Origin of the sequence: Micromonospora sp. CPCC 205554, assembly GCF_036902745.1 — a bacterium.
Lineage (GTDB): Bacteria > Actinomycetota > Actinomycetes > Mycobacteriales > Micromonosporaceae > Micromonospora > Micromonospora tulbaghiae.
The window spans coordinates 230,599-256,186 of the sequence record NZ_JBAKHP010000007.1; the positions used below are offsets into that span (position 1 = coordinate 230,599).

General features: G+C 70.7%; 26 protein-coding genes. 12 read left to right on the forward strand and 14 right to left on the reverse strand.

Translation table 11 applies throughout. The annotated features are described in order from the left end of the window. Nucleotide 1: 1 nt before the first annotated feature. A complete protein-coding gene (locus tag V6U82_RS12925) occupies nucleotides 2-349 on the reverse strand; it encodes a PadR family transcriptional regulator (RefSeq protein ID WP_262012885.1) in 348 nt (115 codons plus the stop codon). 119 nt (nucleotides 350-468) lie between these two features. Between V6U82_RS12925 and V6U82_RS12930 the strand changes: the two genes are divergently transcribed. Then, the gene (locus V6U82_RS12930; RefSeq protein ID WP_128137427.1) at nucleotides 469-1,236 is read left to right on the forward strand and encodes a class I SAM-dependent methyltransferase; all 768 of its coding nucleotides are present in this window, start codon (nucleotides 469-471) and stop codon (nucleotides 1,234-1,236) included. On the opposite strand, the gene V6U82_RS12935 is transcribed toward V6U82_RS12930, so the two are convergent. Beyond that, entirely contained in the window at nucleotides 1,211-1,402 is a 192-nt protein-coding gene (locus V6U82_RS12935) for a DUF397 domain-containing protein (protein WP_128137428.1), read from the reverse strand. The two genes, V6U82_RS12930 and V6U82_RS12935, sit on opposite strands and share 26 nt — an antisense overlap. Beyond that, on the reverse strand, nucleotides 1,393-2,196 hold the full coding sequence (locus V6U82_RS12940; protein WP_334461033.1) for a DUF5753 domain-containing protein: 804 nt from the start codon (nucleotides 2,194-2,196) through the stop codon (nucleotides 1,393-1,395). The genes V6U82_RS12935 and V6U82_RS12940 overlap by 10 nt, the downstream gene beginning before the upstream one ends. A gap of 95 nt (nucleotides 2,197-2,291) precedes the next feature. Here V6U82_RS12940 and V6U82_RS12945 point away from each other — a divergent pair, with 95 nt between their 5' ends. Genes V6U82_RS12945 through V6U82_RS12955 form a run of 3 tightly spaced genes read left to right on the forward strand, consistent with a single transcriptional unit; the run spans nucleotide 2,292 to nucleotide 3,693 of the window. Then, complete coding sequence (locus V6U82_RS12945; protein ID WP_252451212.1) at nucleotides 2,292-2,627, forward strand: hypothetical protein; 336 nt, start codon at nucleotides 2,292-2,294, stop codon at nucleotides 2,625-2,627. Then, the gene (locus tag V6U82_RS12950) at nucleotides 2,624-3,181 is read left to right on the forward strand and encodes a putative immunity protein (RefSeq protein ID WP_334461034.1); all 558 of its coding nucleotides are present in this window, start codon (nucleotides 2,624-2,626) and stop codon (nucleotides 3,179-3,181) included. The genes V6U82_RS12945 and V6U82_RS12950 overlap by 4 nt, the downstream gene beginning before the upstream one ends. Next, a complete protein-coding gene (locus V6U82_RS12955) occupies nucleotides 3,178-3,693 on the forward strand; it encodes a putative immunity protein (RefSeq protein WP_128137519.1) in 516 nt (171 codons plus the stop codon). Before V6U82_RS12950 ends, V6U82_RS12955 begins: the two co-directional genes overlap by 4 nt. Nucleotides 3,694-3,708: 15 nt before the next feature. Here V6U82_RS12955 and V6U82_RS12960 read toward each other — a convergent pair whose 3' ends face one another. Next, on the reverse strand, nucleotides 3,709-5,109 hold the full coding sequence (locus tag V6U82_RS12960) for a PQQ-like beta-propeller repeat protein (protein ID WP_334461036.1): 1,401 nt from the start codon (nucleotides 5,107-5,109) through the stop codon (nucleotides 3,709-3,711). Nucleotides 5,110-5,128: 19 nt separating this feature from the next. Next, a complete protein-coding gene (locus V6U82_RS12965; protein ID WP_334461037.1) occupies nucleotides 5,129-6,613 on the reverse strand; it encodes a hypothetical protein in 1,485 nt (494 codons plus the stop codon). A 254-nt stretch (nucleotides 6,614-6,867) separates the two neighbouring features. On the opposite strand from V6U82_RS12965, the gene V6U82_RS12970 reads away from it, so the two are divergent. The 4 genes from V6U82_RS12970 to V6U82_RS12985 all read left to right on the forward strand — a co-directional run bounded on the left by V6U82_RS12970 (nucleotide 6,868) and on the right by V6U82_RS12985 (nucleotide 12,172). Further along, on the forward strand, nucleotides 6,868-7,638 hold the full coding sequence (locus V6U82_RS12970) for an SGNH/GDSL hydrolase family protein (RefSeq protein WP_334461038.1): 771 nt from the start codon (nucleotides 6,868-6,870) through the stop codon (nucleotides 7,636-7,638). A gap of 2 nt (nucleotides 7,639-7,640) precedes the next feature. Beyond that, nucleotides 7,641-8,087 (forward strand): hypothetical protein, encoded by a 447-nt coding sequence (locus V6U82_RS12975; RefSeq protein ID WP_334461039.1) that lies wholly within the window; start codon nucleotides 7,641-7,643, stop codon nucleotides 8,085-8,087. Between the two features lie 158 nt (nucleotides 8,088-8,245). Then, nucleotides 8,246-11,179 carry a hypothetical protein gene (locus V6U82_RS12980; protein ID WP_334461040.1) on the forward strand — a complete coding sequence of 978 codons (2,934 nt, stop codon included), beginning with the start codon at nucleotides 8,246-8,248 and terminating at the stop codon, nucleotides 11,177-11,179. Nucleotides 11,180-11,269: 90 nt separating this feature from the next. Beyond that, entirely contained in the window at nucleotides 11,270-12,172 is a 903-nt protein-coding gene (locus V6U82_RS12985) for a sulfurtransferase (RefSeq protein WP_334461041.1), read from the forward strand. Nucleotides 12,173-12,215: 43 nt separating this feature from the next. Here V6U82_RS12985 and V6U82_RS12990 read toward each other — a convergent pair whose 3' ends face one another. Then, nucleotides 12,216-13,409, reverse strand: coding sequence for a hypothetical protein (locus V6U82_RS12990; RefSeq protein ID WP_334461042.1), 1,194 nt, complete (start codon nucleotides 13,407-13,409; stop codon nucleotides 12,216-12,218). A gap of 363 nt (nucleotides 13,410-13,772) precedes the next feature. Here V6U82_RS12990 and V6U82_RS12995 point away from each other — a divergent pair, with 363 nt between their 5' ends. After that, complete coding sequence (locus V6U82_RS12995; protein WP_334461043.1) at nucleotides 13,773-14,171, forward strand: peptidase inhibitor family I36 protein; 399 nt, start codon at nucleotides 13,773-13,775, stop codon at nucleotides 14,169-14,171. Between the two features lie 254 nt (nucleotides 14,172-14,425). After that, complete coding sequence (locus tag V6U82_RS13000; protein ID WP_334461044.1) at nucleotides 14,426-15,586, forward strand: hypothetical protein; 1,161 nt, start codon at nucleotides 14,426-14,428, stop codon at nucleotides 15,584-15,586. Between the two features lie 35 nt (nucleotides 15,587-15,621). On the opposite strand, the gene V6U82_RS13005 is transcribed toward V6U82_RS13000, so the two are convergent. From V6U82_RS13005 to V6U82_RS13035, 7 genes are all read right to left on the reverse strand, one after another. After that, nucleotides 15,622-16,266: a GNAT family N-acetyltransferase gene (locus V6U82_RS13005; protein WP_334461045.1), complete on the reverse strand. Its 645-nt coding sequence runs from the start codon at nucleotides 16,264-16,266 to the stop codon at nucleotides 15,622-15,624. A 33-nt stretch (nucleotides 16,267-16,299) separates the two neighbouring features. Further along, nucleotides 16,300-17,058, reverse strand: a complete 759-nt coding sequence (locus V6U82_RS13010) for an XRE family transcriptional regulator (protein ID WP_334461046.1) — start codon at nucleotides 17,056-17,058, stop codon at nucleotides 16,300-16,302. Nucleotides 17,059-17,112: 54 nt separating this feature from the next. After that, nucleotides 17,113-17,457, reverse strand: a complete 345-nt coding sequence (locus V6U82_RS13015; protein ID WP_334461047.1) for an STAS domain-containing protein — start codon at nucleotides 17,455-17,457, stop codon at nucleotides 17,113-17,115. A gap of 122 nt (nucleotides 17,458-17,579) precedes the next feature. Next, the gene (locus tag V6U82_RS13020; RefSeq protein WP_334461048.1) at nucleotides 17,580-17,930 is read right to left on the reverse strand and encodes a hypothetical protein; all 351 of its coding nucleotides are present in this window, start codon (nucleotides 17,928-17,930) and stop codon (nucleotides 17,580-17,582) included. A gap of 855 nt (nucleotides 17,931-18,785) precedes the next feature. Continuing rightward, nucleotides 18,786-19,721 (reverse strand): replication-relaxation family protein, encoded by a 936-nt coding sequence (locus tag V6U82_RS13025; RefSeq protein WP_334461049.1) that lies wholly within the window; start codon nucleotides 19,719-19,721, stop codon nucleotides 18,786-18,788. 453 nt (nucleotides 19,722-20,174) lie between these two features. Beyond that, nucleotides 20,175-20,930: a DUF2637 domain-containing protein gene (locus V6U82_RS13030; protein WP_442933434.1), complete on the reverse strand. Its 756-nt coding sequence runs from the start codon at nucleotides 20,928-20,930 to the stop codon at nucleotides 20,175-20,177. A 955-nt stretch (nucleotides 20,931-21,885) separates the two neighbouring features. Continuing rightward, nucleotides 21,886-22,065: a hypothetical protein gene (locus tag V6U82_RS13035; protein ID WP_334461051.1), complete on the reverse strand. Its 180-nt coding sequence runs from the start codon at nucleotides 22,063-22,065 to the stop codon at nucleotides 21,886-21,888. Nucleotides 22,066-22,788: 723 nt separating this feature from the next. On the opposite strand from V6U82_RS13035, the gene V6U82_RS13040 reads away from it, so the two are divergent. Further along, nucleotides 22,789-23,568 carry a hypothetical protein gene (locus V6U82_RS13040; protein ID WP_128136648.1) on the forward strand — a complete coding sequence of 260 codons (780 nt, stop codon included), beginning with the start codon at nucleotides 22,789-22,791 and terminating at the stop codon, nucleotides 23,566-23,568. A gap of 82 nt (nucleotides 23,569-23,650) precedes the next feature. After that, the gene (locus tag V6U82_RS13045; RefSeq protein ID WP_147252735.1) at nucleotides 23,651-23,866 is read left to right on the forward strand and encodes a hypothetical protein; all 216 of its coding nucleotides are present in this window, start codon (nucleotides 23,651-23,653) and stop codon (nucleotides 23,864-23,866) included. A 151-nt stretch (nucleotides 23,867-24,017) separates the two neighbouring features. Here the strand turns inward: V6U82_RS13045 and V6U82_RS13050 are convergent, their stop codons facing one another. Then, a complete protein-coding gene (locus V6U82_RS13050; protein ID WP_334461052.1) occupies nucleotides 24,018-25,580 on the reverse strand; it encodes a recombinase family protein in 1,563 nt (520 codons plus the stop codon). Nucleotides 25,581-25,588: the final 8 nt, after the last annotated feature.

Sequence of the window (25,588 nt, forward strand, 5' to 3'; positions counted from 1 at the left end):
CTCATGCTCCTTCGTCGTGCCGGTCGTCGTTGTCACGAAGGTGGTCGATGCGCTCCGCGAGGACGCTCCACGTCCGCCAGAACTCGGCGAGCTGCTCCCGCCCCTTCGCGTTGATCGAATACACCTTCCGCGGGGGCCCCTTCTCGGAGGGAACCTTCTCCACGTCCACGAAACCGCGTTGCTCGACGCGGACGAGCAGCGCGTAGATGGTGCCTTCCGCGATGTCCGAGAATCCGCGGTCGCGCAGCCAGGCGGTGATCTCGTAGCCGTACGCGGATCGGCGGGCCAGGATCGCCAGGACGATGCCTTCGAGAGTGCCCTTCAGCATCTCCGTCATCTGGTTGGCCATGTCCTCGTCCCCTCGCTATTAAGCGTCGCTGAGTACCAGTAGAAAGTAACACTAGGTACCGGTAGCTAGCAACGCTTGATACCGAGGTCTCGGAGAACCGCTTCCTCTACGTTCGGGTGATGACCACCACTCCGTCGGCCCGAGCCGTGAGCCAGTACGCGACGACCACCGGAAACCTGACCGCCCGCATCGCGCTGCACTCGTACGGCACGAACCCGCAGGGCTGGTTCGCCTGGCTGGGCGAGCGGCTGCCGCTGACCGGGGATGTGCTGGAGGTGGGCGCCGGCACCGGCGAGCTGTGGCGCCGGGTCGGCCGTCGCGGCCGGCTCACCCTCACCGACTTCTCACCCGCCATGTGCGCGCGGCTGCGCGAGGTGCCCGGCGCCCGGGTGCTGCGCTGCGACGCCACGTACCTGCCGATCCGTGCCGGCGTCGCCGATGCGGTGATCGCCAACAGCATGCTCTACCACCTGGACGACCCGGACGCCGCGCTGCGCGAGTTCGCCCGGGTGCTGCGCCCCGGCGGGCGGCTGGCCGTCGCCGTGAACGGCCGCGACCACCTGGCCGAGCTGAACACGCTCGGCCCGGTGATCGGGCGTCCCGACCTGGCCGTCCGGTTCCACGACCGGAACGACGTCACCGCCGAGGCGACACCGGCCCGGGTCGCCGCCCACTTCGACGACGTGACGGTCGAGCGCTACCCGGACGAGCTGGTGGTGCCGGCCGCGGAGCCGATCCTGGCGTACGTCGCCAGCATGATCGGGCCGCTCACCGCCGCGCAGGAGGCGGCCGCCCGCGCGGCGATCCAGGCCCGCATCGACGCCGAAGGCGCCTTCCGGGTACGCAAGCACACGGTGCTGATCAGCGCGGCGCGCGGCTCCCGCTGACCCGGACGAAGGCGCGCCAGGCGTCGGGCGTGAAGGTGAGTGCCGGCCCGGCCGGGTCCTTGCTGTCCCGTACCCCGACCACCCCGGCCAAATTGTCCGCCACCTCGACACACTCGCTCTGCCCGCTACGGGTGGACTTGCGCCAGACCGCGCCGATCAGCTCCATGACTCGACCACTTCCTTCATCAGCTCGATCGACTGCCGGCGGGACAGTGCCTCACTCCGGACGCTCTCCCATCTGGACAGCAGGATAGCTACGTCTTCATCTTTGTCGATCGCTGTTCCGCCGAGTTGGTTCTCCAGATACCCGATCCACCCTCCGTCGCCGCCCCTAGCGAGAGTGAACGGTCCGGTCAGTCCGATGTGCAGGCCGACGTCGGCCGGGATGACGTGTACCGCGACATGTGGGTGGCTGCTCGCGTCGATCAGGTGTGCCACCTGCTGGCTCATCAACCCGCGAAAGCTCTCGTCGGCGCGGCGCAGCACGGTTTCCTCGATTACGGCAACGAACTTGGGTGGATCGGCGCCGGCGAGCACCGTCTGCCGGTCGAGCCGGACCGCGAGTCGCCGTTCGGCCTCCTGTTCGGCGAGCATGTCGTCGGTGCGGATCATCGCGCGGGCGTAGTTCTCGGTCTGCAACAGGCCCGGGATGAGGCTCGGCTGGTAACAGCGCAACTGCTGCGCCTGGCGTTCGGCTTCGAGCCAGGGGCGGAACCAGCTCGGCTGGCCGTCGCGCTCGGCGAGCTTGAGCAGCGACATCAACAGCCCGCCGGTGCCGAGCACCTCGTCGGCCCGGGCGAGGAAGAACCGGTCGAGCGGCCGGTGGCCCAGCTCGACCGCCGACACCTGGGAGCCGGAGAAGTGCACGAGCCTCCCGAACTCCTCCTGGCTCAGCTCGGCCCGCAGCCGCAGCCGCCGCAGTTGCGCGCGGATCAGCTCGGCGGTCGGCTCGTTCTCCACACGCCCTCCTCAGTCCGCCGCCGGTCTCCCGGCCTCTCCCCGGACCGACCGTGACGGCTTCCGAGCGTAGTGGTGCCGTCAGCAGACTGTCACGCATGAACCTTCCCGTACCGCGGCTCGGGCCGTACCCCGATCGGCCCCGCCCCTACCCGCCGGACCACCCGGCCCACCTGCCGATCAGGCCGCTCTGGCTCTGCCGCGCCTGCGGCGGACCGTGGCCCTGCGCGCAGGCCCGCCTGCTGCTCAAGGTCGAGTACGCGGACCACCCCGTCGACCTGGCCGTCTACCTGTCCGGGCTGTACCACGAGGCCACCCACGACCTGTTCCGCCTCAACCCACACGACGGGCCGACCCCGCGCGAGCTGTTCGAACGGTTCGTCGGCTGGGGCCCGTACCGGCGGAGCATCACCGATACGATGCCCGCGACATGACAGCGCCCGGGGACTTCGACCTGACGACGGACGAGCTGCGCGAGGTGGCGCGGTACGCGGTCCGGCACGCGGAGGACGTCCTCCCGGTCTACGAGCGGGCGGTTCCCGGTGACCCGCGCCCCCGCGCGGCTGTCGAGGCGGCCCGGACGTTCGCGCGCGGCGCCGCCCGGACGAAACTCCAGCGGGTCACGTCCCTCGACGCGCACCGGGCCGCCCGGTCCGCGCCCACCGAGGCCGCGCGCCTGGCCGCCCGGGCCGCCGGTGACGCCGCCGCGGCCGCGTACCTGCACCCGATCGCGAAAGCCACCCAGGTCGGCCACATCCTGCGGGCCGCCGCCAACGCCGCGCGCGTCGCCGAACTGGAGGCCGGCGGCGACGAGACCGTCGGGCAGGCGGTGCTGGACCGGTACCGGCGGCTCGCCACGCCCGCGCTCGTGGACGTGCTGCGCCGCTATCCGCCGGTGACCGGCGGCGGCAGCCGGGTCGCGCGGCTGATGAGCAGCCTCGACCACGACCTGCGCCGGGGCGGCACCGGACCGGAGACCGCGTCGTGATCCTGCCGAAGATCCGCGATCCCCGGTTCACCACCATCCGCCGGGGCGGCACGCTCACCGACGAGCACCACCACCTGCTGGCGCTCTGGGCGGCCACCTGCGCCGAGCACGTCCTCGGGCTGTTCGAGGCGGTCCGGCCGGACGATCCGCGTCCGCGCGAGGCGATCGAGCACGCCCGGGCCTGGGTGCGGGGCGAGGTCCGGATGATGCAGGCGCGCGCGGCCGGCGGTCACGCCATGGGCGCGGCCCGGGACCTGCGCGGTGCCGCGCGCAACGCCGCGTACGCCGCCGGTCAGGCCGCCGTCGTGGCCCACGTGGCCGCCCACGAACTCGGCGCCGCCGCGTACGCGATCAAGGCGGTACGCGCGGCGGCGCCCGCCGGTCTCGGCGAGGCGGCCGGGCGCGACGAGTGCCGGTGGCAGCGTGACCAGCTCCCGGTGGAGATCCGCGAGCTGGTCCTGGACGACCAGCGGTTGCGCAACGACATCTGCTGGTCGGTCTTCGACTGCTGACGCCGCTGCGGCCGGTCAGCGCAGCACGGTGACGGCCGCGTCCGCGGTGACGTGCTTCCACGGCACCAGCACCACGGTGCCGTCGCGCTCCAGCACCTTCGCGTCGCTGCCCTCGGTGCCGGCCGACAGCGGCGCCTCGGCCAGCACGCTCACCGTGCCGGTGGCGGGGTCGATCCGGACCAGTCGCGGGGCGAGATCCCGCCGGTCGCCCACCTCCCACGCCAGCACGCCCTGTTCGTCGAGGCGGACGAGTTCCACCTCGCTGTCGGTGTGCCCGGCCGACACCCAGCGCCGCTTGCCGGTGGCCAGGTCGATCGCCACCACCTGGTTGGCCTGGCGCATCTTGCCGCCGACGTTCGCCGCCTCGGTCGGCAGGTAGAGCGTGTCCGCGTCGGCCAGGTACGGCCGGATGTCCGGCCCGCTGACCGTGTTGGAGCGGTTGACCGGAAGGTCGCTGAACCGCGTACCGTCGACGGGGTTGCCGAACGTGGCCCGCGCCTTGCCGGTGGCGTCGCGGGCGACGAACGTCTCGGTGCTCAGGCCGGGCAGGCTGACCAGCGGGTCGACGCTCAGCACCCCGTCGCTCTGCTGCGCGGCCGGCAGTTGCTGCTGCCAGCGCGGCTTGCCGGTGGCCGGATCCAGGCCGAGCAGCGCCCCCCGGTCCCCGTCGCAGAGCGTGGTCACCACCGCCTGGTCCCCGGCGGCCTGCGCGTCGGTCAGGCGGCAGTCGCGGCCGGGCAGCAGCCGGTCGGCGTCGGTCTGCCACAGCCGCTTGCCGTCGGCCAGCGAGTAGCCGAGGACGCTCTCGCCGCTGCGGACGACCACCTGCCCGGCGGCCACCGACAGGTCCGGGGCGACGATCTCGGACCGGCCCGTCCGGCGTTCGACGGGGAACGTCACGCGCCACGTCTGCGTGCCGCCGGCCGCGTCGAACCCGACGAGCGTGTCGCAGGAGTCGGCGGAACCGAGCGCCACCACACCCCGCCCCTCGGCCAGCGTCTGCGCGGCCGCGCACAGTGACGTCGCCTGTGGCGCGGGCACGCCCCACGCCTGGGCGCCGTCGTCGAGCCGGTAGGCGATGATCCCGTCCGGCTGTGCCCGGACCACCGCGTCGCCGATCAGCCAGGCGCCGAACATGTCCTGCCCGTCGTACGTCTTCAGCCCGTTGCGCTGCCGCTCCGGGAAGTCGAGCACCCAGGCGGTACGCAGCTTCTTCCCGTCGTCGTCACCGCCGCCGACCAGCCGGGACACGCCGTAGGCGGTGCCGCCGGCGATGGCCAGCACGGCCACCAGGCCACCGGCGACGAGCAACGCCACGCGGCCGCGCTTCTTCGGCGCCGTCGGCGGCGCACCGGCCGGGCCCGGCCAGCCCGCCGGTGGGTACGCGGGCGGCGGCTGCTGCTGGTGGTACGTCATCAGTCGTCTCCGTTCCCGGTCAACGCGCCTGTGCGCGGACGTAGGCGGCCCAGCCGGCCTCGAACTCGTCGAGCGACACGCCCAGCACGTCCCGGGCGGCGCGGTCGGCCGGTGCGCCGCCGTAGACCGCCTCGACGAAGCGGAACAGCTTCGCCTCGCCGTGCTTCTCGGCCAGGTGGTTCATCGCGGCGTGCCCGAGCCAGTAGTGGAAGCCCAGCCGGTCCGGGTTGTCCCACTCGCCGTTGCCGGGCAGCCTGCCGTTCCACCCGTCGCGGACCAGCCGCTTCGCGGGCGCGGTGCGGTCGCTGGCGCTCAGCGGCCGGCCGTGGAACGCGACGTACTCGGCGAAGCCCTCGACCACCCACTCGTCGAGCCTGCTGAACGCGTCCGAGGCGGCCAGGTCGGTACGGGGCGTCATCAGCGAGTGCGCCACCTCGTGCCGGAACACCATGCCGGCGTCGTTGGCGCCGCCGGTACGGGTGAAGTACGGCTCCTCGGTGTCCACCACGATCCGGGTGCCGCCGATCGTGTCCTTGCCGTCCTTGCGCTCGGCCGCTACCAGGCCCAGCGAGAAGCCCGCCTCGGTGGCCTTCTCGGTGCCGATCCGGTAGAGCGTGGTCAGCTCGTCCTTCCCCTTGGCCAGGGCGAAGACGAAGCCGTTCGGCACCGGGCCGGGCAGGCCACCGGCCCGCCACACGTTCAGATCGTGCACGACGGCGGCCTCGGCGGCCGGGGCGTACCGCTTCGCCACCTCGGCCCGGGTGGCGTCGGCGATGACCAGGGCGTGCGGGGTCCGCTCGACGTGGATCTCCCGCCACTTGTCCCACGGGCCGGGGTAGTAGACGGTCTTCGAGCCGCCGTTCCCGGCCGCCGGCGCGCCGGTCACAGCGGTGACCCGGATCGGCGCGTCCTTGCCGGTGCGGACGACGGTCCAGCGGTACCACTCGGTGACCGGGGCCAGGTCGAAGCCGTCGAACTGGTGCACGAAGGAGACGTCGAGCTGGAACGTCACGCCCTTCCCGAACGCGTCGCTGGTGCGGCCCTGCTGCTCGATCGTCTCGTAGCGGGCCACCGACAGCGGCAGCCTCGCCAGGTTGCGGAAGAGCCGGGTCTGCCCGGCGATCAGCTCCTTGCGGGCCGGGTCGAAGGCGGCCAGATAGCCGTCCAGGTCCTTCGCCGCCAGCGCCTTGCTGTGCCGGTCGAGCAGGGCGGTCAGCTCGGCGTTCGTGACGGTGACGCCGTTCGCGCCGGCCGCGGCCTTCGGCGCCGGGCCGTCCTCGTCGTCGCCACGCATGCCCAGTCCGACGCCGACCGCCGTACCGGCGCAGACCGCCAGCGCGAGCGCGCCCGCCGCGAGCCCGATCCACAGCCCTCGGCGGGACTTCGGTGCCGCGGGCGGCGGCCCCCACGACCCCGGCTGCGCGGGCGGCGGTGCTGCGCCGTACCGGGGGTCGGCGTTGCCGGGCGGTGGCCAGCCCGCCGCCGGTGGGTGCCCCTGCGTCATGTGGTTCCTCGCTCGTGCGGTGTGCGGGACCGGCCGGACGGTTTCGCCCGGCCGGATGACGGCAGACATCATCCCCGGTCCGGGCGACGGATTCTGCCCCGCCGGACGTGTCGGACGGATTTGTCCCCTCGGGTGCCTCGCGTGAACAGGACGTCGAGACATCCGCCACGTCCGGCGTCCAGGGCCAGCGGGACCGGCCCGCGCGGTGACAGACTGTGCGACGCACTTCTGCCGGGACGTCTGAGGGAGGCGCCGTGCGCTGGCGCAGCTACGTGGCGGTGGGCGACAGCTTCACCGAGGGTATGGACGACGCCTATCCGGACGGCAGCTACCGGGGCTGGGCCGATCTGGTCGCCACCCGCCTCGCCGCCGAGGCCGGTCCCGACTTCGGGTACGCCAACCTGGCCATCCGGGGCCGGCTGTTCCCGAACGTGGTGGCCGAGCAGGTGCCCGCCGCGCTGGCCATGAAGCCCGACCTGATCAGCTTCGCGGCCGGCGGCAACGACGTGCTCCGCCGCAGCTTCGACCCGGACGCGTTCGTCCCCCGCTTCGACGCGGTCGTGCAGCGGCTGCGGTCCGGCGGCAGCGACGTGGTGCTGTTCCGGTTCGCCGACGTGATGTCCCGGCTGCCCGGCCAGCGGATGATGGTTCCGCGTGTGAAGCTGCTCAACCGGGTGGTCGGCGAGGTGGCCGAGCGGCACGGCGCGATCCTGGTCGACCTGTACGCCGACGACACCTACCTCAACCCGCTGCTCTGGAGCACCGACCGGATCCACCTGTCGGCGGAGGGCCACCGCCGGGTCGCCGCGCAGGTGCTGACCGCGCTCGGCGTCGGCTGTGACGAGGAGTGGCTGCTGGTGCCGCCGCACCCGGCGCCCAGCCCGTGGCTCGCCGCGCGCGCCGCCGACCTGCGCTGGGCCGGCAAGCACCTGGCGCCGTGGATCAAGCGCCGGCTGACCGGGCGGTCCTCCGGCGACTTCGTCACCGCGAAACGGCCGGTGCTCGGGCCGGTCGACGCCGACTGAGCGTGCGTACGGTCCACGCCGCCGACCTGCTGCGGCTGACATCCGGCGATCCACCCCGCGCCGGGCTCGCCGTCGTGGTCGCCGGTGACCGGGTCGAGGCGATCGTGCCGGCGGCCGAGCTGTCCGGCGCGTACCCCCGGGTGCGGGTGCGGCGGTGGGCCGGCACGCTCGGTCCGGCGCTCGTGCACGACGGCCCGCTGCCCCCGGCGCCCACGCCCCGCGAGCGGGTGCACGCGCTGTTCCGGCTCGGCGTCGCCGCCGTGCTCGACGAGCACGTGGCCGATCCGGCGCTGCGGTCCGCCGCGGCCCGCAACGACGTGGCGGTGCTGCCCGCCGCCCGGCCGCCCGCGCTGGTGACCGGCGGGCGGGCCGACCTCGCCGTGTTCGGCCCGGACGGCTCCTGCCTGGCCACAGTGGTCGCCGGACGGCTGGTGCACCGCCGCGCCTGACCCCGCCGGACGGGCCGACCTTCACCGCCGATCGTCCGATGTGATCCCTCGGTCGCCTATCGGGATCGCCCGATGTCCGCCCGGCTGGATAGCATCCGCTGCCCCCGTCGATCGAGCACGGGGAGACATCGGGGAAAGGTGGATGGGGTTTGACCCTCATGCCTGACAGAAATCCACGTCGGACCGGCCGGCGAAGCCTGCTCGCCGCCGCGCTGTCGATCGTGGTCGCGGCCGGAACGGTGACCGCCACCGCGGCGCCGGCGGCCGCGTACGACATCCGCTACGAGAGAAACACCTCGTGGGCCTGGACCGACTCGCACTCGCCCGCCAAGATCAATATCGATCGGCCCGGTGACGTGCCGGTCGGCACCTGGACGGACGCGAAGGGTCGCCCGCACACGTCGCGCGCCTACTTCACGTTCGACATCTCCCGCTACCGGGGAGCGGACATCGAGTCGGCCAAGCTCGACGTCAAGGAGACGGCCGGCGCGGACTGCACCAAGCGCCCGAAGATCGAGCTGTGGCGCACCGCCGCCTACAACACCCGGTCGAGCTGGCGGAAGCCACCGGCCGACCTGGGCCTGGTCGACAGTCGCCAGCTCACCGACCAGATCATCTGCCCGGCGCCCCGGGTGGAGTTCGACGCGATCGAAGGGCTGCGCCAGGCGCTCGCCGAGGGCCGGTCGACGCTGACCCTCTCGCTGCGGCTGCCCGCCGACGCCGAACGGGATCCGGCACTGGCACGCAAGTACGCCACCACCGTCGGCATCTCGATCGACTACAACTTCCGCCCCGGCGTGCCGACCGACCTGCAGACCACCGACGGCACGGCGTGCACCACCACCGAGCCGTACCAGGTGACCCGCAACCCCACCCTTTCCGGAGTGGTGCACGACCGGGATCGTAACGACGGCGGTGGCACCGACCAGCTCGACGTCTCCTTCGCCGCCTGGCCGGTCGACCAGCCGGAGGCGCGCATCGAGCGGGCGGACTACGCCCGCGACGGCGAGCGCGCCACCGGCCGCTACGACCAGATGTATCCGTCGCCGTTCGAACACGACCGGACGTACGCCTGGCAGATGCGGGCGAAGGACAGCCGTGCCACCGGCGAGTGGAGCCCGGTCTGCTACTTCCGCCTCGACGTCCGTGGCCCGGCCACGGCACCGACCGTCACCTCCACCGACTTCCCCGACGACCGCGAGTCGCACCCGGCCCTGCCCGGCGAGTTCACCTTCAGCGCCAACGGTGCCACCGACGCGGTGCGGTTCGGCTACTCGTTGAACCAGCTCGGTGAGAAGACGGTCGGCGCGGACCGGCCGGGCGGGTCGGCGACCGTCACGCTGACGCCCCGTCCGAGCATCAACATGTTGCGGGTGTGGAGCTACGACGCGGCCGGGAACCGCTCCGAGAGCACCGAGTACGACTTCTTCGCCCGGGACGTGTCGCCGATCGTCGAGGGACGCCTGAACGAGATCGGGGTGCCTGCCACGTTCCAGCTGCGGCCGCAGATGGACGGGGTGGTGCGCTACCGCTACGCCCTGGACGGCGACCCCGAGCGGACGGTGGAGGCCGCGGCGGACGGCTCCGCCGCGATCACCGTCACCGCGACCCGGGGCGGCTTCCGCACCCTCACCGTCACCAGCGTCACGGCCGGCGGCGTGGAGGTCACCGGCAGCCACGAGTTCTTCCTGCCGACCGAACCGAAGATCTCGGCCACCGTCTACGAGGAGTACGGCGCCGGCGGCGGACAGGGCATCCCGGGTGTCTTCACCTTCACCCCACGACTGCCCGACACCGTCAGCTACCGCTACCGGATCGCGGGCGAGGAGCGGACGGTCGAGGCCGAGGCGGACGGCACCGCGTCGGTCACCTGGACACCGACCGAGGCGGGCTGGGTCGACCTCGCCGTGTGGAGCGTGAGCCGGGACGGCACCGAGTCGGAGCCGGCGAGCTGGTTCTTCCGCGTGCGGGACCTGCGTCCCGCGGTCTCCGCCGACCCGTACCGGGCCGACTGGCCGACGGGTGGCCCGGGCCAGCCGGGCGAGTTCCGCTTCACCTCGGAGATCCCGGAGACGGTGGCCTTCCTCTACCGGTTCGACGACGGCGCCGAGCAGCGCGTCGAGACCGGCGACCGGGCGACGGTGAGCTGGACGCCCACCGAGGGCGGGACGCACACGCTCACTGTCGTCGGGGTCACCGCGGACGGCACCCGCTCGCCCGAGCAGGTCTGGACGTTCCTGGTGAACGACGCGCCGCTGGTCCGGTCGGCGGAATACCCGGAGGACCGCAGCAGCGGGCTGCCCGGCGTCGCCGGGACGTTCACCTTCACGCCGCAGCGGTCGAACGTGGTCCGGTACCACTACTCGTTCCAGGGCGCGGAGACGACGAGCGTCGACGCGGCGGCCGACGGGACCGCCGTCGTCACCTGGACCCCGGAGCAGGCCGGCTGGCACCAGTTGACGGTGATCGCGGAGACCGCTGACGGCACCCGTACCGAGCAGCGCGAATACCGGTTCACCGTCCGCGACCCGCAGCCGCGGGTCATCTCGTACCTGTACAACGAGTGGGGTTCGAGCGGCGGCATCGGCGTGCCCGGTGGCTTCCGCTTCGACTCCGACCTGCCGGACACCGTGGCGTTCGTCTACCGGCTCAACGGCGGCCCGGAGCAGACCGTCGACGTGAACGACGGCACCGCCGCCGAGCTGACCGTCACCCCGGACCGGGCCTTCCGGAACACGCTCACCGTCCGGGCCCGCTCGGCGTCCGGCGAGCTGTCCCCGGAGGCGAGCTACTCGTTCCTCGTCAGCAGCATGCCGGGCGTCAGCTCGACGACATACCCGATCGGCGGGTCCGGTGGCGGTCCGGGCGTGCCGGGTGTCTTCACGTTCACCCCCGGGATGCCGGACGTCGACAGGTACGTCTACCAGTTCGACTACGCGCCGGAGGTCACCGTCCCGGCGGGTGCGGACGGCTCCGCCTCGGTCACCCTCACGCCGGCCGAGGCCGGCTGGCACACCCTGACCGTGTACGCGATCGACAAGTCCGGCAACCAGTCGGACCCCGCGTACCAGTGGTTCGTCGTCGAGGGCTGAGCGCCTGACCCGCACCGGCCCCACCACCTTTCCGAGGTGGTGGGGCCGGTGTCACATCCGGGGCTCCGGATCCGGCGTACCTTGGGGATCATGCCTGTGCCGACCGATCCGCATCCCCACCTCCAGTCGTACGCCGACCCGCAGCGCCTCGTCACCACCGAGTGGCTGGCCGAGCACCTGGGCGACGAAGGGCTCGTGGTGGTCGAGTCCGACGAGGACGTGCTCCTCTACGACACCGGCCACATCCCCGGCGCCGTCAAGGTCGACTGGCACACCGAACTAAACGACCAGGTCACCCGCGACTACCTGGACGCCGCGAGCTTCGCCGAGCTGTGCGCGGCGAAGGGCATCGGGCGGGACGACACCGTCGTCTTCTACGGCGACAACTTCAACTGGTGGGCCGCGTACGCCCTCTGGGTCTTCTCCCTCTTCGGTCACCCGGACGTGCGGCTGCTCGACGGCGGCCGGCAGAAGTGGATCGCCGAGGGACGGGAGCTGACCCGGGACAAGGTGAGCCGGCCCCGCGCCTCGTACCCGGTGCCGGAGCGCAACGACGCGCCGATCCGCGCGTACCGGGAGCAGGTCATGGCGCACGTGGCGGCCGGCCGGCCGCTGGTGGACGTGCGTTCGCCCGGCGAGTACACCGGCGAGATGCTGCACATGCCGGACTACCCGCAGGAGGGCGCGCTGCGTGGCGGGCACATCCCGGGCGCGGTGAGCAAGCCGTGGAAGTCCGCCGCGAACGACGACGGCACGTTCAAGTCCGCCGACGAGCTGCGCGCCATCTACGCCGACCAGCTCGGGCTGAGCCCGTCCGACGACGTGGTGGCGTACTGCCGGATCGGCGAGCGGTCCAGCCACACCTGGTTCGTGCTGCACCACCTGCTCGGATTCCCGCAGGTGCGCAACTACGACGGCTCGTGGACCGAGTGGGGCAACCTGGTCCGGGCGCCCGTCGTGAAGGGCGACCAGCCCGGCGGCCTGACCCGCTGAGCGTCCCGGCCGGTCCCGCCGTCGCCGCGGTGGGACCGGCCGGTCAGCGGGCGGCGATCGACAGCCGGCCGGGGACGTTGCTCGCCACCCGGTCGACCTCGCCGGTCTCCGGCCGCCACCGGGCCAGCCCGGCGTCGTAGCGGAGCAGCAGCGCGCCGTCGGCGGTCCAGCCGTACACCTCGCAGCACCCCTTCGCCCGGTCCTCGCGGCCCAGGTCGAGCAGGCGCGTCACCGCCCCGGTACGGGCGTCGAGCACCGCCACGCCCTCGGCGCCGCTCATCGTGCCGGCGGCACCCGTGGTGGTGGTCCATCCGGCCTGGCCGATCCGGTCGCCGCGCTGCCAGCCCCGCCCGTAGACCTCGTTCACCTGGTAACCGGGGGGCAGCTTCCCGGTGGTCACCGGCAGCCGCTCCGGCGTGCCACCGGAGGCGGGGAACCGGCGTACGGCCAGGCCGCCGTCACCGGACCAGCCGCCCACAGTGAACAGGTCGCCGGACCGGGCCGGCTCGGGTACGACGAGCGTCCAGGGGTCGACCGGGAGCTTCCGTGCCGATCCGGTGCGCCGGTCCAGCTCGTACGCGGTGTCGTTGTCCCCGACCACCAGCCGGTCCCCGGCCCAGAGCACGTGTTCCAGGTAGCCGGTGAGCGGGTAGCGGCGGACCGCGCCGTCGGTCAGGCCGACCACGACGACCTCGCCGGTCTGGGCGAACGCGGCGGTCCGGCCGTCCGGCGACAGGCTGCCCGGCTTGAGCGGCGCAGCCTCGTTGCCCCCGGCGTCGCGGGTGGGCGCGAGCGTCACCACGTCCAGTTCCCGGACCATGCCGTCGTCGCCCAGCACCCGGACCGGGCCGGCCTCGCCGGTCTCCGGGTCGACCGGCTGGTACAGCGCCAGCGCCCGGCGCACCGGGCGGTCGGAGAGGTCGTAGGCGACCCGGTCGCCGAGCCGGCCCAGCGGGTCGCCCGCCTGTCCGAGCCGGTCCGGGGGCCGCTGCACCACCGGCGCGCTCGGTGCCGAGGTCACAGTCGGGCGGGCCGGTGTGGTGGGGGGCGGGCCGGAGCGGTGCAGCAGCGCCGTCGTACCGCCGCCGAGCAGGACCACGGCGACGGCTGCGGCACCGGCGGCCCGGCGGGCGCGGCGGACCCGCCCGGCCCGGTGCCATCCCGTCCCGGCCGGCCGGGTCGGCCGGATGTCCTCGGCGGCCCGGGTCAGCAGCCGGGTCAGCTCGGGTTCGTTCACGGGTTCGCCTCCATCCCGGTCACCAGGTCGTCTCCGGGCGTGCCGGGGGCGGGTACGACGTCGCGCAGTCGGCGCAGCGCGTCGTGGCACTGGCTCTTGACGGTAGTCAAGCGATCATAGAAGCCACGAACGACACGGCAGCTTCCGTGTGGTTGTTGGGCGAGAAGTGCCTCCCGGTTTGCCGTATTCGACGTGGAAGTTGCACGATTCGAGTTCGTCGATGCTTGCCATTGACGGTGATCGACGGTTAGGGTCGAGTCACGGGTGTGATCCTAAGCGGGGGAACGTTCTTGAGGATCACCGGAGCGGCTCGATGCCCGCTTGGTCGTCATGCCCTTCGCCTGTCTAACGGAGGGAGAAAGTATGACCAAGAGAATGTTCGCAGCGCTCGCGGTCGCCGCTGCCGTCTCGTCAGCCGCCGCCGTCCCGGGGGTGGCCCAAGCGAAGGCCGACTCTGCGTTCGCCCGGTGCAGCGGAGAGCTCATCTGCGCCTGGTCGGGCTCGAACTTCACCGGCACCTTCTACCAGGGCCCGCGGCCCGCGGGTTCCACCTGGTGCAAGAACATGCCGTTCGGGATGCGGTCGGTCAGCAACGGCACCAGTGTGACCCTCACGTTCAGCCAGAACAAGTGCGGAGTCTCCGGCGGTTCGTCGGCGATCGTCTACGCAGGCCAGGACCGGGGCTCGTTCCCCTTCGTGATCAACTCGTACTCCTACTGCGGGGTCTGCCGTCAGGCTCACACCGACGCGCCGGTCAACTAGCGACTCGTTCAGTTGATCGTCGAGCACTATAGGGGTCGTCCGCAGGCCCTGACCTCTTGGTGGGCCGGCGGGCGACCGACTCCGTCAATCGCAGCTACGCCTACTTCTTGTCCGGCATCCGGAGTTATCAGGGATTTCCTCGCGAGTCGTCCGGAGATCGCCGTCCGATGGACGGTAGGTAGAGGCACCCGTACTGTATGGGGCATGCCAAGTAGTCGGCTTGGCGGAACGCAGCGCGCGACGGGAGCGGCCGGATGAGCGTCTTCTGGTCCACGGTCCTCGACTGGACGCGCCCGATCGTCAGACGGATACGTCAATGGCTCTCGCTGCCCGATCGCCGTCCCATCACGTTGGCCGCGGTAGTCCTCGCTTCGGTGCTGGTGGGCGCCTTCGGCGCGGCAGCCGGCTCCTACCTAGGCGTCCGGACCCTGGTTAACCTACCCGACACGGCAGCGCTGAACGACCTCACTCGGCTGGCCACCAGAGTTGAGGAGGCACCAGTGATTTCACGCGAAGCCTCACCCAGGACGGCTGGCAAGATAGCTGCCGACGTCAGGCTGAGTTCTCAGTGGGATCCCGCGCAGGCACGGCAGCGCTTCGCCGCGGCTGGCTGGTCCGTCTCCGGTCTCACCGTCGTTGACGACCAGACGGGCGTGCTGTATCCCGGCGACAAGATTGTCACCTACCTCCCGAGCCGGTATGCCCGGTTCACGGCCGAATCGCAGGGCTTGATCATCGAAGTCAACGGCAGTTCCGTCGCCGACGACGGCATCGTGCGGGTGAGCAGCTGGGCTGCCAGCTCACCCGCGTTGCCCGCCCTCAGCCTCGCCGGAATGAGCCTTGGGCTGTTCACCGGATGGTCGCTCGCTGCGACGGCGTCGCGGCGGATCCGTCCAGCGCAACCCGCACAACGGGCCACGGTCATCGCATTGGCCATCACCACCGCGCTGGTTCTAGTGGCCCCCACTGTCGCTATGTATGGCAATCTCGTACGCACGTTAGGCGCGCAGGACGAGAGCGGTGGCCCGGTAGCCACCGTACATAGCGCTCTCTTGCCAAGCTCATACTGGCCCGCCGCTCCCACGTGGCTGCTACCCGTTCTGAGTGGCGCGGGCGGCCTGCTCGCCGTTGTAACGCTGATTCTCGCCGCCCGGTCGCATCCGATTCACGCCACCCTGACTCCAGGGAGAACCGCACGTCGTGGCGAGTTCTGGGAACAGGCCGCGAGCGCGGTCGAATCATCGATCGAGGCAGCTCGGGTAGACCGCGATGCTGCCCAGCGGCTGCTATTTCTGTCGACCTATCCTGACTGGACTCCCAGCTCGCTCGACCGCATGCGCGACCAGTTGATCGACGCCGGTGTGCCTGCAGACTTTCTGTCCACGACAGCGCCCTCTGGATCGCCTGGGAACTAACCAGCCGTACCTATCGGCAGCGACATTTATTTCTGTCAAAGCTCCCCCGATTCGGGCATCGCGCTGTCGTCCGACTCGGTGCGCCGCTGAAGGGTTTCTATCATCCCATGGAGGCTTCGAGGCGCTGCACCATCCGGCGAGACGAAGTTCTGCCATTCATGATCGAGGATCGAGTACAGGAGCGAGTCCCTCCAGGCGCCGTTGGTGAAGACGTGGTCTCGGATGCGGCCTTCGGGTATGAAGGCGAGTCGGGCGAGCAGGCGCTGGGAGGCGTGATTGTCCGGGCCGCACGCTGCTTGGATGCGGTGTAGCCGCAGGGTGTTGAAGCCGAAGCTAAGCATGAGTGTGGCGGCTTCGGTGGCGTAGCCTCTGCCCCAGTCTTCGGGGCGGATGGCGTAGCCCAGTTCGCCGCTGTGGTCGCGCCCGAGACCTATGCGGATGAACCCGATGAGCAGATCGGCGTTGTTGGCCACCGCGAGGTAGTAGTCCGGCCGCGGTTCTGCCTGCGCCCGCTCGATGTCTTGTGCCAGGCGTGTGGTCTGTTCTGCCAGGCTGCGGGGTTCGAAGCTGAGGGTGCGGGTGACTTCGGGGTCGCCGACTACCGCCATCGACGCGTCCAGGTCGTCGGTCCGGAACTCGCGCAGGGTCAGGCGGGGGCCGGTGATCGTCACGGGGAACACGACGATGACGGTAGTCGGGCCGGTGAGTGTTAGTTAGGCGGGGAGGGCGGCGGCAGGGACGCGGCAGAACGCTTCGATCTCCTCGCGGAGGTTCCTTGCTAACGGGGAGTTGGCGTGGTGCCGCCTGCGCAGCGCCTGGTGGATCCGGGTGGTGCTGGTGAGGATTCCGCTGATGCGCCGGTCGGGCTCGAGTGCGAGGACGGGTGCGAGTGCTTCTTGGGCGCCGTCGACGTGGCCGGCGTTGACGCGGGCGAGGGCGAGTTCGGCGCGGGCACCGGCCTCATCGCTGAACGAGCGGTCTTCTGGTCGGCCGTGCTCGAACAGGTCGAGGGCGGACAGCGCCTCGGCCTGGGCCCGGTCGTGTTCGCCGTCAAGGCAGACGTACGTTCCGGCGGCGTAGTAGTTCTGCTTGGCCTGGGGGAACGCGAGCAGGCCGCCGATGGCGTCGAGGTCGTCGGGTCGGTGGGCGGCCCGCTGGTCTACGGCCCGTCGGAGTGCCTGGCTGGCGTCGTCGGGGGAGTTCATGACCGCCCAGGCGCGGGCCTCCAGGGCGGGTAGCCAGGAGGCGACGGAGCCGCTGACGCTGGTGGCGCACTCGGCGCCGCTCCGGGCGTAGCGTACGGCCTCCTGCGGACGGCCGGCCCAGTAGGCGATGAGGCTCTGCAGCCCACGTGCCCAGGCCCGAAGTCCCTGGTGGTCGGCGTTGTCGGCGCACACGTACAGGGTGCGGGCGTGGGTCATGGCTTCGTGGAAGCGGCCGAGGTCCTGGCTCGCCTTGGCGATCAGGTCCATGTGGAGGCCAACCTCGTCGGCTGGCCGCTAGTCAACAGGTCCCGTCCCGGCAGCCTATGCAGGCTGGGCCGGGACCTGCGCGGTGCTTCCGTCTCCGTCGAGTAGGCCGAGCAGTCCGGCGGTGAACAGTTGCCGCCGGACTGCGGGCGGGATGTTGGTCAGCCGCAGGGTGCCGCCGCGGACGTGCACGGCCCGGTGGCAGGCCACCAGGATGCTGGTGGCGGCGGGATCGAAGCGCGTCACACCGACGAGGTCGAGGTCGACGTCCTGGACGGTGTCGGCGGGCAGGGCGGCGAGTACGGCGTCGTACACGAGTCCGCTGGCGTCTGCGCCGAGGCGACCGGTGAGGCTCAGGCGCACGAGCGGGCCCTCGCCGCAGGTGATGATCGTCAGGTCCATGATTCCTCGCTCCGCGCCTCGCCGCTGGCAGGAGAGGGGTTGCGAGCGCGGCGAGGTGCTGGGTGACACCTGAAGGTTACTCTGCGAGTAGGCGTGACGTCCGACCGCGAGGGACGCAGGCGTCAGTCCGTGAGGGGTGGCAGGTCGATGTCGTCGTCGGTGTCGGGCAGCGGCACCCATCCCGACCCGTCAGCTGCGGGCATCAGGTGCGCGGCGGCGGGCCGGGAGCGGGCCCAGGCGAGCACAGTTTCGCGGGTGCCTTCGATCTGGTCGATGCCGGCGGTGTGGCCGTTGATCTCGTCCACCCAAGCGGCGACCCAGACGACACGCCGGTGCAGATCGCGGCCTTTGTGCACGTAGACGGTCCCATAGCAGGAGCAGGGCTCGGCGAACAGCTGCTCGGGCGCGATCTCCTGGTCACGCAGCTCCGGCGGCAGGTAGGAGGCGTGCTCGCATCGGCGTGGGGTGTCCACGACCCGCATCGTAGTGTCGCCGCACGGCGCAGGTCGCCCAGGCGATGCGATGCTCACTCTGACGACGTCGGGGTGAAGGGGGCTGCGCCCGCCCGGTGCGGGCGGGCGCAGGTCACGCGGCGCGTGGCGGTGCGGGTTGGTGTAGGCGGAGTAGGCGGGCGAGGGTGGCGGCTTGGTCGACGGTGGGGAGGTTGGCTTCGGCGGCGAGGGCTTGGATCTCGGTTTCGGTGTCGGGGTCGGTCAGGTAGCGGGCCATCGACAGCGTTCCCGGAAGGACGGGAGGGTCGGTGTCGGGGTGTGCGGTCGGGGCCTCGCCGTCGGTTGTCCGCGTGGGCGGGGTCGGCGGCGACGGGTGTGGTGTGTTCGCGCGTGATGTCTGGTCACGGCGTGTGGCCATGTCCCTCCCAGGACGGCTCGTGGCGTGAGGACGTGGTGTGGGGCCATGGGGACCTCCTTCGCGGTGGTAGGAACTCGTTGAAGATCGATCGCCGGACCGGCCGTGCAGAGACGGCGGCGTGGTCGGCGTCGGTGAAGGGCCGCGGACTGTAGCTCCGGTGGCCGTGGAAGTGAAGACATGCGCCACTCACAGCGACTCACAGGGGCGAGCCGCTGGTGTGAGTGGGCCGGGCGGTCGTGGGCTCTGTCGCCGAACAGCGTCCGGTTGGCAGACGGTGACAGCTTCCGGGAACCGCCGCTCCGCTGCCGCCCGGCGCGCAGCCCGGCCCGGTCGCCTCGGTGCCGGCCACAGGGCGGGCGGTGACGGCAGCCCCCGAATTGGGGGCGGGCACGGGCGGGTTCGGCGGCGTGTGGGCGAGTGGGCGGCCCGTGCGCGCCGTTTGCTCCGCCCCGCCCCCATCAGGCGGCCCGGTCTGCCTGGTCGGGCGGGGTGTGGGTGGGGAACTCGGTGTCGTGGCGGGTGTCGGTGTAGGGCAGGTCGATGAGGCGGTGACGGCCGGCGCGGTCGGCCAGTTGCCAGACCTGCTCGGCGGGGCTGGCGTGCAGTGCGGCGCGCAGGTCGGCGGTGGTGGTGGCGACGATCGTCTCGAGGCCGATGCCGGCGATCCGGTGGTGCAGGTTCCCCTCCCGGCGGGCCGACGGGAGATGGAACAACACCGGCCACGCCCAGGTGCTCATGGTATAGAGCCGTTCGTACTTGATGACCTTGTCGATGAGGGCCTGCAGGTTTTCACCTCCGGTGTCGTACTCGAGGAAGAACGGCACGGACCGTCCGTCCTCGGTCCACACCCCGGCCCCGTCCGGGCGGGGGAAACCGGTCGCTCCGGCGATGATGATGTGCGGGTCGCCGCCTTGCCGGTAGAGGGTGCCGGGTTCGTGGTAGGCGGATGCGGGCTCCCAGCGGACCAGGTCCCCGTCGTCGTGGGTGCGGGCGTGGGCGGCGAGGTCGATGAAGACCTGGTTGCCGCCGAGCAGGTGCGGCAGGTCCGGCCGGGAGGTCAGGGACTGTTTCCGGCGGCGGGCCTGGTCCCGGCGGCCTCGTGGGAGTCCGCGTTGGGCGTGGACGTGGTCGTAGCCGAGTTGGTCCAGGACGTAGTGGTAGGGGTAGGAGCCGCCGTCGGCTTTGTTGGGCCGGAACCGGTCGACCGCGCGCAGGGCGGTGAGGCGGCGCAGCCGGCGTTGGGTGAAGTCCAGGGACGGGAACAGGGCGGCGGCGATCTGGTCGGTGGTGAGCACCCCGTGGTCGTAGAGCCAGCCGAGGAGCCGGTCATCGCGGGCGGTGATGCTGGCCTGTAGCCGCAGCAGCGGATCCGCGGTAGGTAGGTGTTTACCCATGGGCAGAAGCCCCTGGGGGGAGACCCGAGACTGGAGGGTCTGTCTGGAGCGGTCCCGGACTGCTGAGAGCGGGGTTGACCTGGGCTGTGAGCGGATGTGGGGGGTCAGGTTGGGGGTCAGGATCAAGACGGACCGGAGAACGGAGAGCGACGCTGACCCCTACACCGCCGGCCGCACCGGGCCGGGAGTGAGGATGCGGTGAGAGTGCGTATGAGTCTCGCCAGTGGCGGGACGGTCGACGCTGGTAATGGCTGTACTGCGACATCATCGTTGGTGCTCCAAGGTCGAAGAGGTGGGTTGGGTGTGCGGGGCGTACATCAACCGCTGCGAGGTGGCGGACGGCCGGCGGGGGTGCGCTGACAGGTTGTGTCAGGTCGCAGGCTTCCTGAGCAGGCGCGCGCGGTGCTCTGACAGCGGCGGCCAGGTCTGACAGACGTACGGGTTGAGGCTCTGTCACGCGGCCTCCCTCTGTGACAGATCCGGTGTGGGCGGGGCGGTGTTGGCGCGCAGGACGCGCACGAGGGCGGAGGCGGTGGCGTTGGACAACTGGTGCCCGTCGGCGCGCAGCTGTCGGGCGAGGGCCTTGCGGGACAACGGTGTCCCCTCGGCGGTGAGGGCGCGGGCGGCGGTCCGGGCGGCCGGGACCAGCGCCCCGACCTCCGGACCGCCCTCGCCGGTCGACGCCTCATGGTCCGGGCGGTCCGGGACCGCCCGAGGTTGGTTCGCGACGGCGGGGACCGCCGCCCGCGAGTCCGGGACCGCGGTGGCGGTGACGGGCACCGGCGGGCCGGTGTCCGGGACCGACGCGTCGACCGTCGGCGGCGGTCCGGGCTCGGTGCGCACTGGCTGGCCGGTCGGGCGGGATGTGGTGGGATCGGCGCGGCCGAGGGCGATCTTCACCATCGCCAGGAACCCGAGGGCCGGTAGGGCGGCGGCGATCCAGCCGATCACCGAGGCTTCCGCCTCCACCACCTGCGCGGCCAGCGACAGCGACACCGCCACCACCAGCACCGAAGCGGGGAAGACGACGCTCGTGCCCAGGCGCCGCTTGCGCCGCAACTCCAAACCGGCGGCGATCGACATCAATTCCAGGACGACCGCGTCGGCCCAGGCCAGCCAGCCCGGCTGCCCGTGCCCGGCGGCGACGTCATGCACGTGGGTGAACGACGCCGCGCCGGCCGCCCCGCCGATCAACAACATGATCGCCACCTGGACGCGGTCCTCCCACCGCTCCCGCCCCGAGCCCGGACGGACAGGTGAGCGGGGATCTCGTCGGTCAGGTGTCGCCAACGGCCCACCACCTGAGTACGGGCGGCGCGTGCACGGCCGCGTTCGGCGTTGTCGTCTGGAGGCGGACCGCGGCGGCAGCCGCCTCCGTGTAGTTGTTGTGTGAGGTCACGTTCTGCTCCCGAAAGAAGTGGATGATCGGTTCGACTTCAGGTGGTTCAGGTCCGTCCCAGACCGCGCCTGCCCGACTTCCGGTCGGTGTCCGGGCAGGCGCGACCCTGCCGGGTGATGCCCGGCTGGGCGGACCCCTCGCAAACGCTGGGGACGACAAACGTCACTATGGTCGAGTCAACGAACACGCCAGACCCCGCGCAGGGGCAGGCAGCAGGGCAGCAGGCGTCGCCACAACCCGCACAGCGGGCTGTGGTCAACACGCACGGACACGGGGCAGGCGGCCAAGCCGAGCCACAAAGGATCAAGACTCACCACCGGCGCCACAGGAGCGCTCACGTGGTGCGGCGGCTCAACTCGCCGACGAACGGTCCTTCATGCGGGGGCCTCCCATCTCTGCACGCCCCTCGGCGTCGGTACGAACAACGGCAGGCACCCCATTCGTGGGGTGCCTGCCCGCTGCATGTGTGGCCGACCGCGCCGGTCGGCGCTGCGGGAACGTCTCTCCATTACGCCCCGGGAATCTGACGGAGTCAACCCCCGATTGGCAACGGATCGCCACCGAGTCTTGCCAACGCTCCGGTTAAGTGCTATCGAGTCCGCCTGTGTCCGTCGTTGTGCTGGCACGTCCACTCTGCGCCGGCAAAACGATTTCCCTAGCCGTCCACATGCTGAGACGCGGCCTCCGAATGCGGGCCTGGCTGGTGGGGTTAGCGCTCGCCGGGCCTCATCTCAGCGCCTGGCCGGCTGTGGCGGCTTGGGGTTGCTAGGAGCAGGTGACGGTGAGCGGCACCGGTGTGGTGATGCCGTGCTGTGCGCTCAGGTCGGCGAGGAAGTCGCCCAGCCAGCCGAATGCGTCTAGTGGCCATTCGGCGAGTGCCCCGGAGAAGGTCACGCGGTGCCGGGGCGGGCCGCTCCCGAAGCCGCTGTCGAACGGAGGACGCATCGCCCTCGGGTCATGCTCGGTGTCGGAGTGGGACTCACACAGGCACACTGGTCCAGCCCATCTTCCTCATGCAGGTGCACGGCCACCACAGCGCAGGAACGGCTGCACTGGCAGGGCCGGTCGTCGGCCACCGCGTCGACGGCCACCTGGAACCAGGCGACCAGGGAGTGGGCTTCGTCCCTGGTCAGTGCGAAAACATGCTCTTGCGTTGGCTTCCGACCCAGCGTGAGGCCACTGGCACCCTGAGCGGTCGACAAGTGGACCGATGGCGCCACCTCCCAAGCCGCCGCTCGACCCCACGAGACGCAAGGCACCAGCTCCCGGCGAAACTCCACCCCATCCGCTGCTTCGAACCACCTATCCCGGTCACAAGCCTTTAAAAGCTAACATAACAAACAAATTGGCCTCGATCACGGTGAGTCAGCCATGCCAGCAGAGGGTAATCGCTCGCGTTGTTGTGACGCTGAAACGTTCACCACCAGTGACGGCCGACGATTACAAAGCGTTAGCGGTTGACATCACTTTGTAGATGGGTTGAGATCTTTCCTACGGGGGCATTCGCGCATGGAAGCAGGCCATCACAGTTCAGGCGCACTTGCGCTAAGCAGCTGCGGCGTGCCGAATTCCGACACTTGAGCAAATCCCCTGGCGTCCCATTACTCATTCCAAGTAGGGAGACCGGGAGTGAAGTACCGTACTATCGGAGCACGGACCGTGGTTGCCGTGCTCAGCGCGATCGCAGTATCGCTGACCGGGCACACTGCGGCACTCGCCAAGGACTGGCGAGTGGCAGCGCAGGCCGAAATCGACACCTTCAGCGACCAGCATCCGAACGACTACACCGGCATCGACCGGTTGCTGACGAAGTACGGCCTTCCGCCGATGAAGGTCCGCATCAACGGTATCGACCGTGACCTGACCGCATCTGAGGCGGAAGCTGAACTCGCCGCGAGGAAGTCGGCGGAAGCCAAGGCCACCCCGGGTGCTCGCACCTTCGCTGTCCCGACCGATGCCTTCACCGTGGCCATCACCCTCAACTACGACCTGTACCTGAACCGCGTCGTCACAGGGTCCTGGAACTTCCGCGACAACTACGTCAACGGCAGCGACCCGGACGATGTCGCGACCATCCAGTCCAACCTCGGCAGCGGCTGCTTCCGAACCGGTGCCCTGGTCAGGAAGGCGGCCGACTACACCGGCGCCGACTACACGGGCCAGACCTACGTCGACGACGGCGGCGTCAACGGAAGCCCCATCTTCGGCATCCGCGACCGAACCAGCGGATTCAAGCTGCTGACGGACAACGGCTACTTCAAGGCGACCTACAACAAGACGGGCGCCAGTGGTTGCGGTTCGACCAAGCTCGGAGCCCAGTTCCAATACGAGCACAACCAGGACGGCTCGGGCGGATTTACCGCCAGCGCGGGGTGGGGATTCTTCAGCATCAGCTACGCCAACGGTGGCAGCAAGCTGAGGAAGTCCACCAGCGCGACGTACCTCTGACAGTCGATGGACAGAGCCTCGGGGCCGACGGCATCCGCCGGCCCCGAGGCCCGTCAATGCCCGTAGTGATATGATCACCGACATGGCTAATAGCAAGAGTCGATCGGGGTTGCTGCTCCTCATAGTCGCTGCGGCTATTTCACTCCTCACGATGCCCGTTCACCGGCTGTGGGGAATTCTCATGCTATTCCTGGCAATAATGGTGACTGGTTCAATTTTCCTAGCCGCCGGCCTGACGGAGGAACGCCGGGCCAACGCGAAACTCGAGCGCGCCGAAGAGGTCCACAGCCAATCCTGAGCACCCTTTCGCGCGAGCCGCCGCTTTCCAGCGGACGGCCTGTCCCACGCCAGGCACGATGCGCTGCGGGCGGGCGACGGACACGACCGACACTCACCCCGTTCAAAAGGTCAAGTCGCCCCTGCGACTTGCCTCAGCCGTCCCGCGCGACTTAGCCGGCCTGCTGGTCCTGCGGGCCGAACTTCCACCGCCAGTCGAGGCGGTGGCGGCCGAAGGTGCGGCGTTCGCCCTTGAACCCGGCGCGCAGGAGTTTGATGTCGGCGACGAGGCGGATGATCTCCCGCTTGACCGGGATGTCGTCACCGAGGTCCTGCCACGCCGTCACGGCCTGGTCGCCGATGCGTCCGCGGAGCACGGCGGGAATCCCGGCATCGGCGGCGCGTTGCTCGTGCTCGGCGATCTGCGCGAGCAGGCCTTTCTCGGCGCGGGCGTAGGCGATCGCGGTGACCTCGCCCTCCTCGCCCAGCTTGCGCCAGTCCTCCAGCTCGCCGCGCAGTCGTTGGGCTTCGGCGCGGGCGTGCGCGACCTCCTCGTCGGTGGCGCTGGCGGCGGTGAGGATGTCGTGCACGTCGGAGCGGGACAGCCACGCCACCACCGTGCGCTGCACGTACTCGTCCAAGAACTCGGCCTTCACCGCCGTGCACCGCCGGTGCAGGCACGAGTACACCTGGCCGGTCCAGCTGTGCCGGTTGAGCCGCTGCGACGACAACGGCCCGTCACACACCCCGCAGCGCACCAAGTACGACAGCAGATGCACCGCACGAGCGGGACGGGTCGTCGTCCGCGACGGGTCGCCCAGCATCCGCACCACCGACCAGTACGTCTCCTCCTCGACCAGAGCCGGCCAAATCCCGTCGCCGACGATCTCCCCGCGTAGGACGCGCTTACCGATGTAGGCCGGGTTCATCAACTGCTTGCGCAAGATCCCCCGCCGCCAGATCCCACCCTGCGAGGCAGGAATGCCGAGACGGTTGAGTTCGGCCTCCCGGACCGTGAGGGGCATGCCCTCGGAGACCTTGCGGAAGTTATCCCGCACCACCTGCGCATGCGAGTACTCCGTGATGGTCCCGTCCGCGGCGACAGCCGTGCGGATCTCGCTGTCCGGCTCCTGCCGCAGCAACGCCTTCGTGCGCTGGTCGTAGATCCGCCGGTACCCGTAGGTAATCTTCCCGTGCGGGCGGCCCGCTTCCGCGGCGCCGACGATGCCGCGCAGCACGTTGTCGCGGATCGAGTCGGCCATCCACTCCGCCTGCACCGCCTGGAAACCGAGCATCATCCGGTCGTTCTTGTCCCGCAGGTCATACAAGACTCCACCGACGAGCCAGAAGTAGAGGCCGACCTCGTGGCACATGTCCCGGATCTTCACGAACACCGCGAGGTCGCGTTCCTTGCGGGAGATCTCCCAGACCACCAGCACGTCGCCCTTGCCCGCGCGTATCTGCTCGATCAGCAACTCGAACTGCTCGCGCTCCTTGGTGGCGCGGCGGCTGGCCGAGCGGTGGTTGTCGGTGAACGACCCCACGTCCGTCCAGGACCGCTTCGTGATCTCCGCCAGGTTGAGCACGCCCTGGTCGTGGACGCTCTTGCCCTGCTCCTTCTTGTCCTGACTTGCACGCTGATACCGCAACGCCCGCACCTCTACGCCACCGGCCAGCAGCGCGTCCTTGCTGTCGAACCGGCCCCGATTCCCCGACCGGGCCTTACGCCGTACCATCAGAACCG